This is a genomic window from Knoellia sp. 3-2P3, from assembly GCF_029223115.1.
In the GTDB taxonomy this organism is placed as follows: domain Bacteria; phylum Actinomycetota; class Actinomycetes; order Actinomycetales; family Dermatophilaceae; genus Pedococcus_A.
On record NZ_JARGZE010000001.1, the window covers coordinates 146,212 to 161,149 of the forward strand.

13 protein-coding genes and 1 tRNA gene are annotated in these 14,938 nt (G+C 71.7%); 3 read left to right on the plus strand and 11 right to left on the minus strand.

Annotation, left to right across the window (positions count from 1 at the left end):
• Positions 1-13: 13 nt before the first annotated feature.
• Entirely contained in the window at positions 14-214 is a 201-nt protein-coding gene (locus P0Y31_RS00710) for a helix-turn-helix domain-containing protein (RefSeq protein ID WP_275866168.1), read from the plus strand.
• Positions 211-1,305 (plus strand): site-specific integrase, encoded by a 1,095-nt coding sequence (locus P0Y31_RS00715; RefSeq protein WP_275866169.1) that lies wholly within the window; start codon positions 211-213, stop codon positions 1,303-1,305. The genes P0Y31_RS00710 and P0Y31_RS00715 overlap by 4 nt, the downstream gene beginning before the upstream one ends.
• A 162-nt stretch (positions 1,306-1,467) precedes the next feature.
• On the opposite strand, the gene P0Y31_RS00720 is transcribed toward P0Y31_RS00715, so the two are convergent.
• The 5 genes from P0Y31_RS00720 to P0Y31_RS00740 form a co-directional block, all read right to left on the minus strand.
• Positions 1,468-1,541 (minus strand) — tRNA-Thr (locus P0Y31_RS00720).
• A 57-nt stretch (positions 1,542-1,598) separates the two neighbouring features.
• The gene (locus tag P0Y31_RS00725) at positions 1,599-3,140 is read right to left on the minus strand and encodes an alpha/beta hydrolase (protein ID WP_275866170.1); all 1,542 of its coding nucleotides are present in this window, start codon (positions 3,138-3,140) and stop codon (positions 1,599-1,601) included.
• A 52-nt stretch (positions 3,141-3,192) separates the two neighbouring features.
• Positions 3,193-4,332 (minus strand): DNA polymerase III subunit delta', encoded by a 1,140-nt coding sequence (locus P0Y31_RS00730; protein WP_275866171.1) that lies wholly within the window; start codon positions 4,330-4,332, stop codon positions 3,193-3,195.
• On the minus strand, positions 4,329-4,949 hold the full coding sequence (gene tmk / locus P0Y31_RS00735) for a dTMP kinase (protein ID WP_275866172.1): 621 nt from the start codon (positions 4,947-4,949) through the stop codon (positions 4,329-4,331). Before tmk ends, P0Y31_RS00730 begins: the two co-directional genes overlap by 4 nt.
• A 33-nt stretch (positions 4,950-4,982) precedes the next feature.
• The gene (locus tag P0Y31_RS00740; RefSeq protein ID WP_275866173.1) at positions 4,983-6,719 is read right to left on the minus strand and encodes an L-lactate permease; all 1,737 of its coding nucleotides are present in this window, start codon (positions 6,717-6,719) and stop codon (positions 4,983-4,985) included.
• An 80-nt stretch (positions 6,720-6,799) separates the two neighbouring features.
• Between P0Y31_RS00740 and P0Y31_RS00745 the strand changes: the two genes are divergently transcribed.
• Positions 6,800-7,489, plus strand: coding sequence for a GntR family transcriptional regulator (locus P0Y31_RS00745; protein WP_275866174.1), 690 nt, complete (start codon positions 6,800-6,802; stop codon positions 7,487-7,489).
• Between the two features lie 12 nt (positions 7,490-7,501).
• On the opposite strand, the gene P0Y31_RS00750 is transcribed toward P0Y31_RS00745, so the two are convergent.
• Genes P0Y31_RS00750 through P0Y31_RS00775 form a run of 6 tightly spaced genes read right to left on the minus strand, consistent with a single transcriptional unit; the run spans position 7,502 to position 14,915 of the window.
• Positions 7,502-9,289, minus strand: a complete 1,788-nt coding sequence (locus tag P0Y31_RS00750) for a gamma-glutamyltransferase family protein (RefSeq protein WP_275866175.1) — start codon at positions 9,287-9,289, stop codon at positions 7,502-7,504.
• Positions 9,286-10,326 carry an oligopeptide/dipeptide ABC transporter ATP-binding protein gene (locus tag P0Y31_RS00755; RefSeq protein ID WP_275866176.1) on the minus strand — a complete coding sequence of 347 codons (1,041 nt, stop codon included), beginning with the start codon at positions 10,324-10,326 and terminating at the stop codon, positions 9,286-9,288. The genes P0Y31_RS00750 and P0Y31_RS00755 overlap by 4 nt, the downstream gene beginning before the upstream one ends.
• Positions 10,323-11,381: an ABC transporter ATP-binding protein gene (locus P0Y31_RS00760; RefSeq protein WP_275866177.1), complete on the minus strand. Its 1,059-nt coding sequence runs from the start codon at positions 11,379-11,381 to the stop codon at positions 10,323-10,325. Before P0Y31_RS00760 ends, P0Y31_RS00755 begins: the two co-directional genes overlap by 4 nt.
• The gene (locus P0Y31_RS00765; protein WP_275866178.1) at positions 11,378-12,271 is read right to left on the minus strand and encodes an ABC transporter permease; all 894 of its coding nucleotides are present in this window, start codon (positions 12,269-12,271) and stop codon (positions 11,378-11,380) included. Before P0Y31_RS00765 ends, P0Y31_RS00760 begins: the two co-directional genes overlap by 4 nt.
• Positions 12,268-13,224, minus strand: a complete 957-nt coding sequence (locus tag P0Y31_RS00770) for an ABC transporter permease (RefSeq protein WP_275866179.1) — start codon at positions 13,222-13,224, stop codon at positions 12,268-12,270. The genes P0Y31_RS00765 and P0Y31_RS00770 overlap by 4 nt, the downstream gene beginning before the upstream one ends.
• A 5-nt stretch (positions 13,225-13,229) precedes the next feature.
• The gene (locus P0Y31_RS00775) at positions 13,230-14,915 is read right to left on the minus strand and encodes an ABC transporter substrate-binding protein (RefSeq protein ID WP_275866180.1); all 1,686 of its coding nucleotides are present in this window, start codon (positions 14,913-14,915) and stop codon (positions 13,230-13,232) included.
• Between the last annotated feature and the right edge of the window lie 23 nt (positions 14,916-14,938).

Sequence of the window (14,938 nt, forward strand, 5' to 3'; positions counted from 1 at the left end):
GAGGAGCAGGGTGATGGAAGTCGAGCAGGTGCAGGTGTTCCCCAAGCTGCTGACGGCGCAGGACGTGGCACGCATCCTGTGCGTGCCGCTCTCGACGCTGCACCACTGGGCGGTGCGCGGCGAGGGTCCCCCTTCCTTCAAGGTCGGGAAGCATCGGCGGTTCGACGCCGCGGTAGTGGCCGCTTGGCTCGAGAAGCAGCAGGACGTCGCATGATCGAGCGGCGCCTCCGGAAGGACGGGAAGACCGTCGCCTGGACGGTCCGCTATCGCGACCCGTCGGGCCGACAGCGGTCGAAGGCCTTCACCCGGAGACGAGACGCCGAGGCGTATGAGGACGAGATCAGCAGCCGGCTCCGGCGTGGTGACTGGCTCGACCCTCGCCGTGGTGAGGTGACCCTGGCTGCGGTCTGGGCGGAGTATGAGCGAGCCGGCACCGGCCACCTTCGGGCGACGACGCGCCAGAATTATCGCGCGGCGTGGCGGAACGTCGATCCCTACTTGGGTCGGTGGCGCGTGAACCGGATCGAGCAGGCCGACGTCGCCGATTGGATCGAGACGCTGGGCCAGCACAAGGGACCCGAAACGGTCCGGCAGGCCCACCGTGTCCTGTGCCTCGTGATCGACTACGCGATCCAGACGCGGCGACTGTCCGTCAACCCAGCTCGCGGGGTCCGCCTACCTCGCCGGCCGCCAGCTCGAGAGCGGATTCTGACCGCTGAGCAGGTCAATGCCTTGGTCGAGCGGCTGGGTGGGCAGGGTGACCTTGTCCTGGCCATGGCCTACCTCGGCCTCCGTTGGTCGGAGCTGGCTGCCCTGAAGGTCTCGGACGTGGACTTGTCCAGGCGTCGAGTCCGCGTCGTCGAAAGGGCAACCGAGGTGGGTGGGCGTATGGACGTAGCGGCCCCCAAGAGCCGAGCCTCCCAGCGAAGTGTTGCCATACCGGCGGTCCTGTCGATCATGCTTGAGCGGCGAGTGGCCAACAAGCCGGCTGACGCTCTGGTCTTCCCCGCCCCCGACGGCGGCTACCTGCGCAATGGCAACTGGCGCGCCAGAAGCGGGTGGACAGCCGCCACGAAGGAGCTGGGTCTGGAGGGCATCACGCCACACGACCTGCGGCGCACCTTCGGGTCGTTGGCACGCTCCGCTGGGGCAGACCTGCGGTGGATCCAGCGCGCGATGGGCCATGAGTCCATCACGACGACGGCCCGCATCTATGCGCACCTCTATGACGACGAGCTGGACGTCGTGGCGGCTGCGCTCGACCGCATCAACACGCTCGCGAGGGGACGAGGTGGGTCGGCGTGATGGAGCGATTCTCGATCGCCATGTGCGCATTTTGTGCGCATGGAGGCGCCCTGGGGCTGGTTGCGGTCGCTCTGGTGGGGCTCCTGGCCACCCTCGCGCAGGCGGCCCACACCGGCCTTGACCAGCAGAAACGCCCTCCGGCGAACCGGAGGGCGTTGTCTGAGCCGCCTAAGGGAATCGAACCCTTGACCTATTCATTACGAGTGAATCGCTCTGGCCGACTGAGCTAAGGCGGCAGGTGCCGTGGGCACGGGGCATGAGTATACGGATGGCCCCGTCAAATGCCGAACCGGCTAGCACTTCAACCCGTCGCGGGGCACCTGCTTCTTCACGTAGTAGTTGTCGATGGCCTCGTCGACGCAGCTGTTGCTGCGCGTGTATGCCGTGTGGCCGTCGCCGTCGTAGGTGATGAGCGCGCTGTTGGCCAGCTGCTCGTTGAGCCGCACCGACCACTCGTACGGGGTGGCGGGGTCGCGGGTCGTGCCGACCACGACGATGGGCCCGCTGCCCTCGGCGGTGATCTTCTTGGGCTCACCGTCGCCCTCCACCGGCCAGTAGCCGCAGGGCAGCGAGCTCCACGCGAGGAACGGACCCCACGTGGGCGCGCTGGCGGTGAACTCCTGCGCCTGCTTCTGGTAGACCGACAGGTCGTCGGTGTCGGGTTTGTCGAGGCAGTTGACGGCGTAGATGACCTCCATGATGTTGCCGGTGTACTGGCCGGTGTCTGTGCGGTCGGCGTAGGTGTTGGCGAGCGCCATCAGGTCTCGCCCGTTGCGGTTGTCGATGGCGGCGCGCAGTGCGTCGGTGAGGATGCCCCACGAGCCCTGGTCGTACATGGCCGCCGCGATGCCGAGCGAGCCCCAGCCCTCAGTCAGCTCCGGTGCCCTCGGGTCGCCCGAGGGGATCGGGTTCTCGTCGAGGCCCTTGAGGAAGTCCCGCATTCCCTCCATCACCTCGTCGACCGAGCCGCCGAGGGGGCAGTCGCCCTCGGAGACGCAGTCCTTGGCCCACGCCCGGGTGGCCAGCTCGAAGCCCGCGGCCTGTCCCTCGTTGACGTCGGCCGAGGTCAGGTCCGGGGGCACCACGCCGTCGAGCACGAACTGTCCGACCGACTCCGGGAACAGGTCGGCATAGGTGGCTCCGAGGTAGGTCCCGTAGGACTTGCCGAGGTAGTTGAGCTTCGGGTCGCCGAGGGCGGCGCGCAGGATGTCCATGTCCTTGGCCGCGTCGACGGTCGACACGTGACCCAGCAGGGGGCCCGCGTTGGCCTTGCACGCCTCGGCGAAGGCCTTGGCCGTCTGCGCGAAGGACTCCTCCTCCGCGGCGCTGTCCGGGGTCGGGTCCCCGCCGAGGAAGGCGTCGAGCTGCCGGTCGTCGAGGCAGTTGATGGGAGCGGACCTGCCCACGCCACGAGGGTCGAAGCCGACGACGTCGAAACGCTGGCGCACCGGCTTGCCGACGATGAAGTCGGCCGCCTGCGCGTAGTCGACGCCCGAGCCGCCCGGCCCGCCGGGGTTGACCACGATGGAGCCGACGCGACTCTTCTTGCGGCTGGCCGGCACCCTCAGGACCTTGACCTTGATCGTCTCGCCGTCGGGGTCGTCATAGCTGAGGGGCACGGTCAGCTCGGCGCACTGCCCGCCGGCGCACTTGCTCCACGAGAGCTTCTGCCCGTAGTACTGCGCGAGGTCCTCGGCGCCCGTCGGCGGCGTCTGCGGCACGGTCGGCGTGGACGCCCCGTTCTCGGACCCCCCGTCGTCGAACAGCGTGCAGCCGGACAGGGCGAGCGCCAGCAGGGTCGCGGCCGCAGCGAGGGGGCGTCCCTTCACAGTCATGCACCCGACCGTATCCCGAGGAACCGTGCGCGGCCCCGCAAGGCCGCCCCGGTCAGGCCGGGAGGCGCAGCGAGAGGGCCATGGCCTCCAGCGCCAGCAACGGGTTGACGTTGAGGCCGATCCGCTCCCTGGCCGTGCCGATCGCGTCGATGGCGTGCAGCAGCTGCTCCGGGCTCATCGCCTGGGCCAGCCGCTGCACCTCGCCCATGCTGTCCTGGTTGACCAGGTCGATCGGCGCCCCGGTGTGCAGCACCAGCGCGTCGCGGTAGACCGACAACAGGTCGAGCAGCGAGCGGTCGAGCACGTCACGTGCGTAGCGCGTGGCCCGCGCCTTCTGCTCCTTCTCCAGCGACGCGAGCTGGGATCGGATGTGCGGGGGCTGGGTGCGCGCGGACGGGTCCGCACCGAGGGTCTCCATGAGCCGCTGGCGCTCGGCCGCGTCCCGCTCCGACGACGCGGCCCCGGACTCGTCGTCTGCGATCTTCGAGAGGTCGGAGGCGGCGTCGATGGCATGCCCGACACCGCGGATCTTGCCCGCGAGCGCGATGACGTCGCGGCGCCGGATCCGCGCTCCCTCGTCGCGGGCGAGGCGCCGGGCCAGGCCCACGTGGCTCTGGGCCGCTCGCGCGGCATACATCGCCATCGGCGCGTCGATGCCGTCGCGGCGCTGGAGCAGGTCGGCGACCGCCTCGGCCGGCGGCGTGCGCAGGCGAACGTGGCGCGAGCGCGAGCGGATGGTGATGACGACGTCCTCGACGGAGGGCGCGCAGAGGATCCAGACCGTGCGTGCCACCGGCTCCTCGAGCGCCTTGAGCAGGGCGTCGGCAGCGCGCTCGGTGAGGCGGTCGGCGTCCTCGATGATGATGACCCGCCACGGGCCGACCGAGGGTCGGTGCGCCGAGAGGGCGGCGAGGTCGCGGGCCTGCTCGACCTTGATCGAGAGCCCCTCGGTCGCGATCACGTCGACGTCGGCGTGCGAGCCGTCGATGGCCGTGCGGCACTCGATGCACTGCCCGCACCCGGCCGACGGGCACTGCAGCGCGGCGGCGAAGGCCCGGGCGGCGACGGACCTGCCGGAGCCGGGCGGGCCCGTCAGCAGCCAGGCGTGGGTCATCGCCCCGGGGTCGGTCGCCGCCCGGTGCAGCGTCTCGACCGCGGACTCCTGCCCGATGACGTCGCGCCAGACCGTCACGGCTCGACCACCCCCATGGACTCGAGCCTCTTCATCACCGCGGCGTGGATCTGCTCCGGCGCCTCGGTGCCGTCGACGATCAGGTAGCGCTCGGGGTTGCCCTGTGCCATGGAGAGGAAGTGCTGGCGGATCGCCTCGTGGAAGTCGTCCTGCTCCGACTCGAGGCGGTCGTGCACCTCGCCGCGGCGGCGCCGCCCCTCCTGCGCGCTGATGTCGACCACGACGGTCAGGTCGGGCACCAGGTCCTCGACGGCCCACATGTTGAGGTCGTGCACCTCCTGGGCGCCGAGGTCGCGCCCCGCGCCCTGGTAGGCAACCGAGGAGTCGGTGTAGCGGTCGCTGATGACCACCTCACCGCGCCGCAGCGCTGGTCGCACGAGGGTCTCGACGTGGTGGGCCTTGTCGGCCGCGAAGAGGAGGGCCTCGGCGCGCGGCGCCACGTGGTCGCCGTGCAGCACGAGGTCGCGGATCTGCTGGCCGAGCGGGGTGCCCCCGGGCTGCCGGGTGACCGTGACCGTGCGGCCGGCTCGCTCGAGGGCCTCGCGCAGCAGGGCCACCTGGGTGGACTTGCCCGCGCCGTCGCCTCCCTCGAAGACGATGAAGAGTCCGCTGGTCACGCGATGAACCTTAGGCCACCGCGCCGACGGCCCTCACCGGTGCAGGGCCACCAGCACCCAGGTCGCCGTGACGGCCGACAGCAGCAGCACGGCAGCCGGCAGCAGCGTCAGACGAAGCACCTCGCCCGTGCGCCGGGCCGCACCCACAGCGCTCAGCCCCAGCAGGATCACCACCGGTGCCAGGGAGTTGCCGATGTTGCCCCCGGCCAGCTGACCCGCGAGCAGGTCGGCCGGCCGGTCGCCGACGAGGTGGGCCACGTCCGCCTGCAGCGAGGAGAAGAGGGCGTTGGAGCTGGTGGTCGACCCGGTGATGAACGACCCGAGGGCCCCCACCAGCGGTGCGATGGCCGGGTAGGCCTGGCCGGTCGCCACCGCGGCGCCCTGGGCGACGGTGCGCACCATCCCGCTGTCGACGAGCACGCCGGCCACAGACGCGAGGAGCACCACGGACGGTGAGGACTTCCAGGCCTGGCGGAGCGCTCCCCGCCACACCGGAGCCCAGGCGCCGCGGCCCCACGCGCCCATCCGGCGCCACACGAGCACGCTGCCGAGGCAGGCGAGGAGGAGGAACGTCCCGGGGTGGCCGGCCAGCGCGATGGGGTTGTAGAGGTCGACGCCCTCGTTGAGCGTGCCGCGCGACGTCGTGGTCGGGGGGAAGGACGGCCCGAGCAGCAGGTGGCCCTTCGCCCAGGTGCGCAGGGCCGGCGGCAGGAAGATGGCGAGGGCGACCACGCCGAGGAGCGCGTAGGGCACTGCCGCGGCCCGGGCCCGCTCACGGGTGCGTTCGGCCGGTTCGCCGTCGTCCGGCCCGGTTCCCGAACCGCCCGGTGCGGAAGCCTGCGCAGGTCGCGCGTCGGCCTCCGCGCGGTCTGCGTATGCCGTGGCGTGGCCCGCCACGCCCACCGGCGCCGCGGCCCCCTCCACGGACGAGCCCTCCCCGCGGCGCGTCAGCGCCCGGAGCACGAGCACGACGGCGATACCGGAGGCCCCGGCACAGAGCGCGCCGATGCCGGGCTCGAGCCGTGCCGCGCCCGCCTGCACCAGCGCCATGACGGGGCCGACGGCCAGCAGCATCCGCCATCCCTGGCGCAGACCGCCCCACCCACCGTCCATGACGGCCACGAGGGCCCCCGCGAGCACGCAGTTGACGCCGAGGACGACAGCCGCCGCGGCGGCATAGCCGGCCTGCTCCGCGCTGTCGAGGTGGGCTGTGAGGGCGCCCATGTAGAAGGACGAACCCATGGAGCCGAAGCCCACCGCCCAGTGGTAGCCGATGAGCGGCAGCGCCACCGCACGGGTGGTGCTGACGCCCAGGGCCACGAGCAGCGGGGCCGCCACCGCGATCGGGGTGCCGAAGCCTGAAACGCCCTGGATGAACGACGGCAGCACCCAGGCGAGGAGCAGCACGTTCTCGGTGCGGCGCGGCAGCAGCGTGGACAGGGCCCGCCCGAGCGCGGCCATCCCGACGTGGGAGGCGAGGTGGTGCATCAGCAGCGCGGGCCAGATGACGTACAGGATCCACAGGCCCACCCACGCCCCCTTGCCGAGGCCCACGGCCACCGTGAGCGGCCCGGCCCCGAAGGCCGCGACCGCCACCGCCACGCTGTAGGCGACCGTAGTGCCCGCGTTGACGATGGTGGAGAAGCGGCCCCACAGCACCAGCGCCAGCAGCAGCACCACCGGGCTCACGGCGAGCAACCAGGTCGTCGGCGGCACTGCGGTCAGCGCCGCCTGGGCCGGGTGTCCGAGGGTCAGGGACGGGATTGGCATAGATTGTCTTTCGTATACGAACTGCCGGAAGTGGCGGAACGGGCGGAGACCGCTCGAGGACGGACGAGGAAGAAGGGGCAATGGCGCTCACCGACGGGGACCGCACGATCGGAGGCCGGCACCAGGCCCTGCGCGACCAGGTGCTCGCGGAGCTGCGGCAGCGGATCGTCGACGGCGACTACCCGCCGGGGCAGCGGCTCACGGAGGACCGCCTCGCCGCCGACTTCGGCGTCTCCCGCAACCCGGTGCGCGAAGCCCTGCGGATCGTCGAGGCCGACGGTCTGGTCACGATGGTGCCGCGGCGCGGAGCCGTGGTCGCCACGCCGGACGCGTCGGCCATCGCGGACCTCTTCGCCGTGCGAACCGCCTTGGAGTCCGTGGCCGCCCGGCTGGCCGCGCAGCGCGCCACCCCACAGGACGTGGCCGACCTCCGTGCCCTCCTCGACGCGGCGCGGGAGGCCACGGACCGCGACGACCTCTCGCGCGTGGCCGAGCTGAACACCGAGCTGCACCAGCGCGTGATCGAGATCAGCGGCAACCGCTGGCTCTCCTCGATCGCGAGCGCGCTGTACCTGCACGTGCAGTGGGTGTTCCGCATCGGAGCCGCCCACCGGGCCCCGCACTCGTGGCAGGAGCACATTCGCCTCGTCGACGCGATCGAGGCAGGCGACGCCGAGGGGGCCGAGGCTGCCGCGCGCGCCCACACCGACGCTGCTGCGCACGCGGCCCTGGAGCACGCGGGTGACGACCCAGCCGAGCAGACCCGCTGATCCGCGCCCTGCTCAGCGACCCACGGCATAGCCCTGCATCCCCCGCGGGTTGGCGCCGGCGCGCAGCACCCCCGAACCCGGGTCGCGCGTGACGGCGCAGAGCCGGCCTAGGCTCCAGGGGTCCGAGACTCGCACCGTGTGGCCGCGGCGCTCGAGGTCGGCAATGGTGTCGTCGCCGAGCCGGTCCTCGGCGACGATGACGCCGGGCTCGGTCTCCCGCGGGTAGAACGACCCGGGGAAGCTGGTGGTGTGCCACGCCGGGGCGTCGATGGCCTCCTGGAGCCCCTGTTCCTGCACCAGGTGGCGCAGGAGGAAGAGCAGCTGCCACTGGTCCTGTTGGTCGCCCCCGGGCGAACCGCAGGCCAGGTAGGGCTGTCCGTCACGCAGCACCAGGGTGGGGGTGAGCGTGGTGCGCGGGCGCTTCCCGGGTGCGAGCGACGAGGCGAGCCCCTCCTCGAGCCAGAACATCTGCATCCGGCTGCCCAGGCAGAAGCCGAGCTCGGGGATGGTGGGCGAGCTCTGCAGCCAGCCACCGCTCGGTGTCGCGGAGATCATGTTCCCCCAGCGGTCCACGACGTCCACGTGGCAGGTGTCCCCGCGCGTGACGCCTGTCCGCGAGACTGTGGGTTCCCCGGTGGTCGCGTCACCGGCACCGGTCGCGCGCTCGGCTCGGCCCTGCACGTATGCCGCGACAGCCGGTTCGCGTCCGTCCGGGCTGCCGGGGCGCAGGTCCTCCGAGGCACGCTCGCCGATGAGTGACGCGCGCTCGGCCGCGTAGGTGGTGGAGAGCAGGGCCTCGAGGGGCACCTCCCCGTCGCCGTACCAGGCCTCGCGGTCGGCGAAGGCGAGCTTGAGGGACTCGGCGACCACGTGGATGCCGTCGGGGGTGACCGGGTCCAGCGCGGCCGGGTCAGCCACCGCATCGAGCAGGCGCAAGGTCTGGAGCAGGGCCGGCCCCTGGCCCCACGGGCCGGTCTTGGCCACGGTGTGCCCCTGCCACTCGATGGTGGCCGGGTCCTCCCACGACGCCGCATAGGCGGCCATGTCGGCGCCGGTCACGAGACCGGAGTGCGCCTCACCGCTGGAGTCACGAAACGCCTTGCGCGAGAACGCATCGACGGCCTCGGCGACGAAACCCTGGCTCCACGCCCGGCGGGCTGCGTCGATCTGCGCCTCGCGGCTTCCCCCCGCCGCCTGCCCCTCCCGCACGAGCCGCTCCAAGGTGTCGGCGTAGGTCGGGTTGGCGAACAGGGACCCCGGCTCCGGCACCCGGCCGCGGCTGAGCCAGAGGTCGGCGGAGGTGGGCCAGTCGTTCTCGAACAGCTCGCGCACCGTCTCGATCGTGGCGCTGACGCGTCCGATGAGCGGGTGGCCGGAGCGGGCGTAGCCGATGGCCGGCTCCAGCACCTCGAGGAGGCTGCGCGTCCCCTTGTCGCGCAACAGCAACAGCCACGCGTCCACCGCGCCGGGCACGGCTGCCGCCAAGGGGCCGGAACCGGGGATGAGGTCTAGGCCCTCTGCCCGGTAGTGCTCGATCGTGGCGGCCGCCGGCGCGGGTCCCTGCCCGGCGAGCACTCGGGGGCAGGGGTCCTCGGCCGTGGCGATGATCGCCGGGACCTCACCTCCCGGGCCGTTGAGGTGTGGCTCCACGACGTGCAGCACGAAGCCGGCGGCGACCGCGGCGTCGAAAGCGTTGCCACCGAGCTCGAGCAGGCGCATCGCCGACTGGGAGGCCGCCCAGTGCGTCGACGACACCATGCCGAAGGTGCCCTCGAGCGTCGGCCGGGTCGTGAAGGTCATGCGGGGCTCCCTGTCGTGGTGACGGGCTGGTCCTGACGAATGTCCGGGGCGCTCCCGTCCTCGTGCACGAAGTGGCACGCCACCGACGCGCCCCCCGACCTGCGCAGTGCGGGCGCCTCCTCCGCGCACCGGGCGACGGCGATCGGGCAGCGGGTGTGGAACCGGCAGCCGGACGGCGGGTCCATGGCCGAGGGCAGGTCGTCCCCCAGCAGCACCCTGGTGCGCGACCTCTGGCGCCCCGGGTCCGCCACGGGCGCAGCCGCCAGCAGGGCCTGCGTGTACGGGTGGCGGGGGCGAGCGAAGATCTCCTCGCGAGAGCCCTGCTCGACGAGCTGACCGAGGTACATCACGGCGATGTCGTCGGCGAGGTACTCCACGGCCGAGAGGTCGTGGGTGATGAACAGGCAGGCGAACCCGATGTCGCGCTGGAGGTCGGCCAAGAGGTTGAGCACCGCCGCCTGCACCGAGACGTCGAGGGCGCTGGTGGGCTCGTCGGCGACGAGCAGCGTCGGCTCCGACATCAGGGCCCGGGCGATGCTGACCCGCTGTCGCTGCCCCCCGGAGAGCTCGTGGGGGTAGCGCCTGGCGACCTCGGACCGCAGGCCCACGCGCCGCAACCCGTGGGAGACACGTTCGGCGCGCTCCTTCCGTGAGAGCCCGACTCCCTGGAGCTGGAGCGGCTCGGCGACGATGTCACCGACGAGCATGCGCGGGTCGAGCGACCCGGCTGGGTCCTGGAAGACGATGGACACGTCGCGCCGGTGGCTGCGCATCTGCGACCGGGACAGGTGCGTGATGTCGGTGCCGGCCAGCCGGACCGTGCCACCGGTGGGTTCGACGAGCCGCACGATGCACCGGCCCACCGTCGACTTCCCCGAGCCGCTCTCCCCCACCAGCGCCGTGACCTGTCCGCGGCGGATGCGCAGCGAGACGCCGTCCACCGCGCGCACGGGCCCGAAGTGCATGGCGAGGTCGTCGAGCTCGAGCACCACCTCGGGGTCGCCTGCGGCGGCCTGGTTGTCGCGGGCCTTGCTCACGAGCGCTCCTCCACGGTCGGGCGGGGGCGGTCCCCGCGGGGATGCCAGCACGCCACCTCGTGGGGGTGGCCACCGGCCTGGCTTGCCAGCGGCGCCGGTTCCAGCGGCGGCGCCGACGAGGAGCACCGTTCCGTGGCGGCTGGGCACCGGTCCGCGAAGGTGCACGCGTCGGGCTGGGACTCGAGCACCGGCACGAGTCCCGGGATCTCCTGCAGCCGGTGTGTCCCCGCGTGACGCCCGGGGGTCGGCGAGGCGGAGAGCAGGCCAGCGGCGTAGTGGTGCTGCGGACGGTCGAACATCCTCTGGGAGCCGGCCCTCTCGACGACGCGGCCGGCATACATCACCACCACCCGGTCGGCGATGTCCGCGATCACACCGAGGTCGTGGGTGATCACGAGGATGCTGGTGCCGAACCGGTCCCGCAGGTCGCGGAGCACGTCGAGGATGCCGGCCTGCACCGTGACGTCGAGGGCGGTCGTGGGCTCGTCCGCCACGAGCACCTTCGGGCTGCACGCCACCGCCATGGCGATCATCACCCGCTGGCGCATGCCGCCCGACAGCTGGTGCGGGTAGTGCTTCACCCGCTCCCGGGGCGACGGGATGCCCACCAGGGCCAGCAGCTCCACCGCGCGCTCCAGCGCCTGCCGCCGCGAGAGGCGCTCGTGGACCTGGAGGACCTCGGCGATCTGCCGACCCACGGTGAGCACCGGGTTCAGCGAGCTCATGGGCTCCTGGAAGATGTAGGCGATGTCGCGTCCCCGGGCGGCGCGCAGCGTGCTGGGACGTGCTCCGACCAGCTCCTCGCCCTGGAGACGCACCGAGCCCTCGACGCGTGCGCTGCGGGGAAGGAGCCCGGCGAGGCTCATGGCCGTGACGCTCTTGCCGCAGCCGGACTCGCCCACGATCCCGACGATCTCACCGGGAGCCAGACGCAGGTCGACGCCGTCGACGGCCGAGACCGACCCGGTCTCCGTGCGGAAGGTGACGCTCAGGTCGCGCACCTCGAGGACCGGTGGCGCGTCGGCGAGGTGCTCACGGGAGGCAACAGCGGTCATCGGCGGTTCGCCTTCGGGTCGAGGGCGTCGCGCAGGCTGTCACCGAACACGTTGAACGCCAGGGCAAGGGTCATGATGGCCAGACCGGGCAGGACCGCCGCCCACGGGGCCCGCGCCGCGAACTGCTGTGCGTTCGCCAGCATGGTGCCGAGGCTCGGGGACGGTGGCTGGATGCCCAGCCCGAGGAACGACAGGACGGCCTCGCCGAGGATGGCGGCCGGGATGGCGACCGTGGCCTGCACCAGCACGACCGAGGTCGCGTTGGGCAGGATGTGCCTGCGCAGCACCCACAGGTCGCTGGCGCCGTCCACCACTGCCGCGGCCACGAAGTCGAGCGACTTCAGGCGAAGCGCGTCGGAACGGACCACGCGGATGACGCCCGGTATCTGGGCGATGCCGATGGCCACGGCGGCGTTGCCCAGGCTGGCACCGCGGATCGCCGCGAAGCCGACGGCGAGGATGAGGAACGGGAAGGCGAGCAACAGGTCGGTCAGACGCGAGATCACCGAGTCGGCCGCACGGAAGTAGCCGGCGACCAGACCGAGCGGCACGCCGATGACGAGGGCGGTGAAGACCGCCAGCGCCGCGACCTGCAGCGACGCCCGGCTGCCCAAGATGATGCGCGACAGCACGTCGCGCCCGAGGTCGTCGGTGCCCAGCAGGTGCCCCGGGGTGCCCGGCGGCGCGAGGGTGTTGGCGAAGTCGGTCTGTTCGGGGGCGTACGGCGCCAGCAGTGGCGCGAACACGGCCACGACGACCGCCACTGCGAGCACGACGGAGCTGATGACTGCCAACGGGTTCCGGCGCAACCTCCTGACGACCCGGGACCCCTGGGACGCCTCGGCCGGAGCCGACGCAGGCGCTTGGGTGAGGGCGGTGTCGACGCTCATGAGGCATCTCCGGTGACGCGGACCCGGGGGTCGATGATCGAGTAGAGGAGGTCGACCGCGAAGTTGATCACGATGTAGGAGGTCGCGGTCACGAGGACGACCGCCTGGATGACGGGGTAGTCGCGCTGGAAGACCGCGTCGATCGTGAGCTTGCCGAATCCCGGCAGGCCGAAGATCTGCTCCGTCACCACGGCGCCTGAGATGAGTCCGCCGAGCTGCAGGCCCACGATGGTCACGACCACGATGAGGCTGTTGCGCAGGGCGTGCCGGCCGATGACTGCTCGCGGCCGCAGCCCCTTGGCCTCGGCGGTGCGGACGAAGTCGGTGGACAGGGCGTCGAGCATCGACGAACGCGTCTGTCGCATGATCACGGCCGACAGACCGGTGCCGAGGATGACCGCGGGCAGCGCCAGGTGGTGCAGGTTCTGGCCCAGGCCCTCCGACACCGGCACGAAGCCCGAGGCGGGGAACAGGCCGGTCGCGACCGAGAGGTACAGGATCGCGACCAGGCCGAGCCAGAAGTGCGGCACGGACAGCCCGAGAAGGGCGAGGGCGTTGGCCACCCACTCGGCGGGACGGCCCCGCCGGACGGCGGCCACGACGCCGGCGCCGACGCCGAGGACCACGGCGATCGCGATGGCGAGCAGCGACAGCTCGAGCGTGACGGGCAGCGCCGTGCGGAGCATGTCGCTCACGGGCTGACCGGTGCGGATCGAGGTGCCGAGATCTCCCTGGAGCGCGTTGGTCAGGAAGGCCCAGAACTGCACCGGCAGCGACTGGTCGAGGCCGTACTCGCTCCGGATGGCCGCCAGCGCCTCCGGCGTCCGGTCCTCGCCCGCGAGGGCGAGGGCCGGGTCACCGGGGAGCGCACGGACGCCGAGGAACACCACGACGGTGGCCAGCACCAGGGTCAGCAGGGAGTGCCAGGCCCTGCGCAGAAGGTAGCCCCGCACGACGCCTACTTGGCCATCCCGGCGGAGCCGAGCCGGACCACACCGTCGGGGAACACCTGGACCCCCTTGACCTTGGTCGACACCCCGGTCAGGTTCCGCTGGCGGTAGAGGTAGATCAGCGGGTTGTCCTGGTGCAGCTTGTCGATGACCTGGGCATACAGGCCCTGGCGCTCGGCAAGGTCCTGGGACTCGCGCGCCTTCTCGAGCAGGCTGTCGACCTCGGCGTTGTTGTAGCCGGCGACGTTCTGGCTGCCGCCGGTGCCGACGAAGTTGGTGATGTTGGCGTCGGGGTCGATGCGGCCGGACCAGCCGAGCTGCAGCAGGGAGAAGTCACCGCGGTCCTGCTGGTCGAGCAGCGAGGCGTACTCGACCGGCTGGATCTTCAGGTCGAACCCGCCCTCCTTGACCATGGACTGGAGTGCCTGGGCGAGCCGAAGGCTGTCCGGGTTGTTGGAGGTGATCATCTGGATCGGGAACGGCGTGGTGACGCCGGCTTCCTTCAGCAGCGCCTTGGCCTTGGCCGGGTCGTGAGGCGTGCACTTCTGAACCGCCTCCGTGGAGAACTCGCTCTTGGGCGAGATGGGCGAGCAGGCCACGGTGTTGTAGTCGTTGAAGACGACCTTCACCAGCCCGGCCCGGTCGATGGCGTGCTCGAACGCCTGACGGATGCGGGGGTCCTTGGCCTCGGGCCGGTCGATCGCCTTCGCCGGGGTGCCGACGCCGTCGACGTTGCCCACGTTGAAGGTGACGCCCTGGTAGCCCAGCGACTGCGACTGCAGGATCTGCAGGCTCTTCTCCTTCTGGAGAGCGGGGACGTCCTGCGCGGAGAGCGAGTCGGCCACCATGACGTCACCGGACCGGAGGTTCGCGGCGCGGATGCTGGCGTCGGTGATGATCCGGTAGGTGATCTTGTCGAAGTTCACCTTGTCCGCGTCGTAGAAGTTCGGGTCCTTCACGAGCTCGATGGAGTTCTGCGGCACACGCTTGGAGAACTTGAACGGACCCACGCAGACCGGCGCGGTGGCGAACTTCGAGCCCAGCGCCTTGGTCGCCTTCGGGCTGAGGATCATGCCGGCGCGGTCGGTCAGCGCGGCGGTCAGCGGGGCGAAGGGCTTCGAGAGCGTGATGACCACGGTCTTGGCGTCCTTGGCCTCGACCTTGGTGACCGGCCCGAGCTCGCTCTTGCGGCCCGACCCTTCGAGCGTCAGGTTGCGCTCGAGGGTCGACTTGACCGCCTCGGCGTTGAACGGCGTGCCGTCGGCGAAGGTCACGCCCTCGCGCACGGGGATGGTGACGGTCCTGCCGCCGCCGCTGACGGTGGGAAGCGCGGTGGCCAGCTGCGGCACGACCTTGGCGTTCTGGTCGACGTCGTAGAGCTTCTGGCACATCGCGTGGAAGACGTACCTCGAGTAGAGGCTGCGCGACAGGGTCGGGTCGAGCTGGTCGGGCTCCGCGGAGAGCGCCATCACCAGCGCGCCACCCTTGGCCACCTCGCCGGCGGAGGCGGGCTCACCGTAGGCGTCCGAGCCGGCGGCACCCGCCGCCGCCCCACCGCTGGCGGTGCCGCCGCCCTGGCCCTCGGCGGGTCCGACGGCGCTGCACCCGGCAGCCGTGAGCGAGGCGGCGGCGACGGCCAGTGCCACCAGGCGTCGTCCGTGCCCGGACGAGGGAAGGAAGAGATGCGTGGTCATGAGGCGCTCCGCTGCAAGGGGAT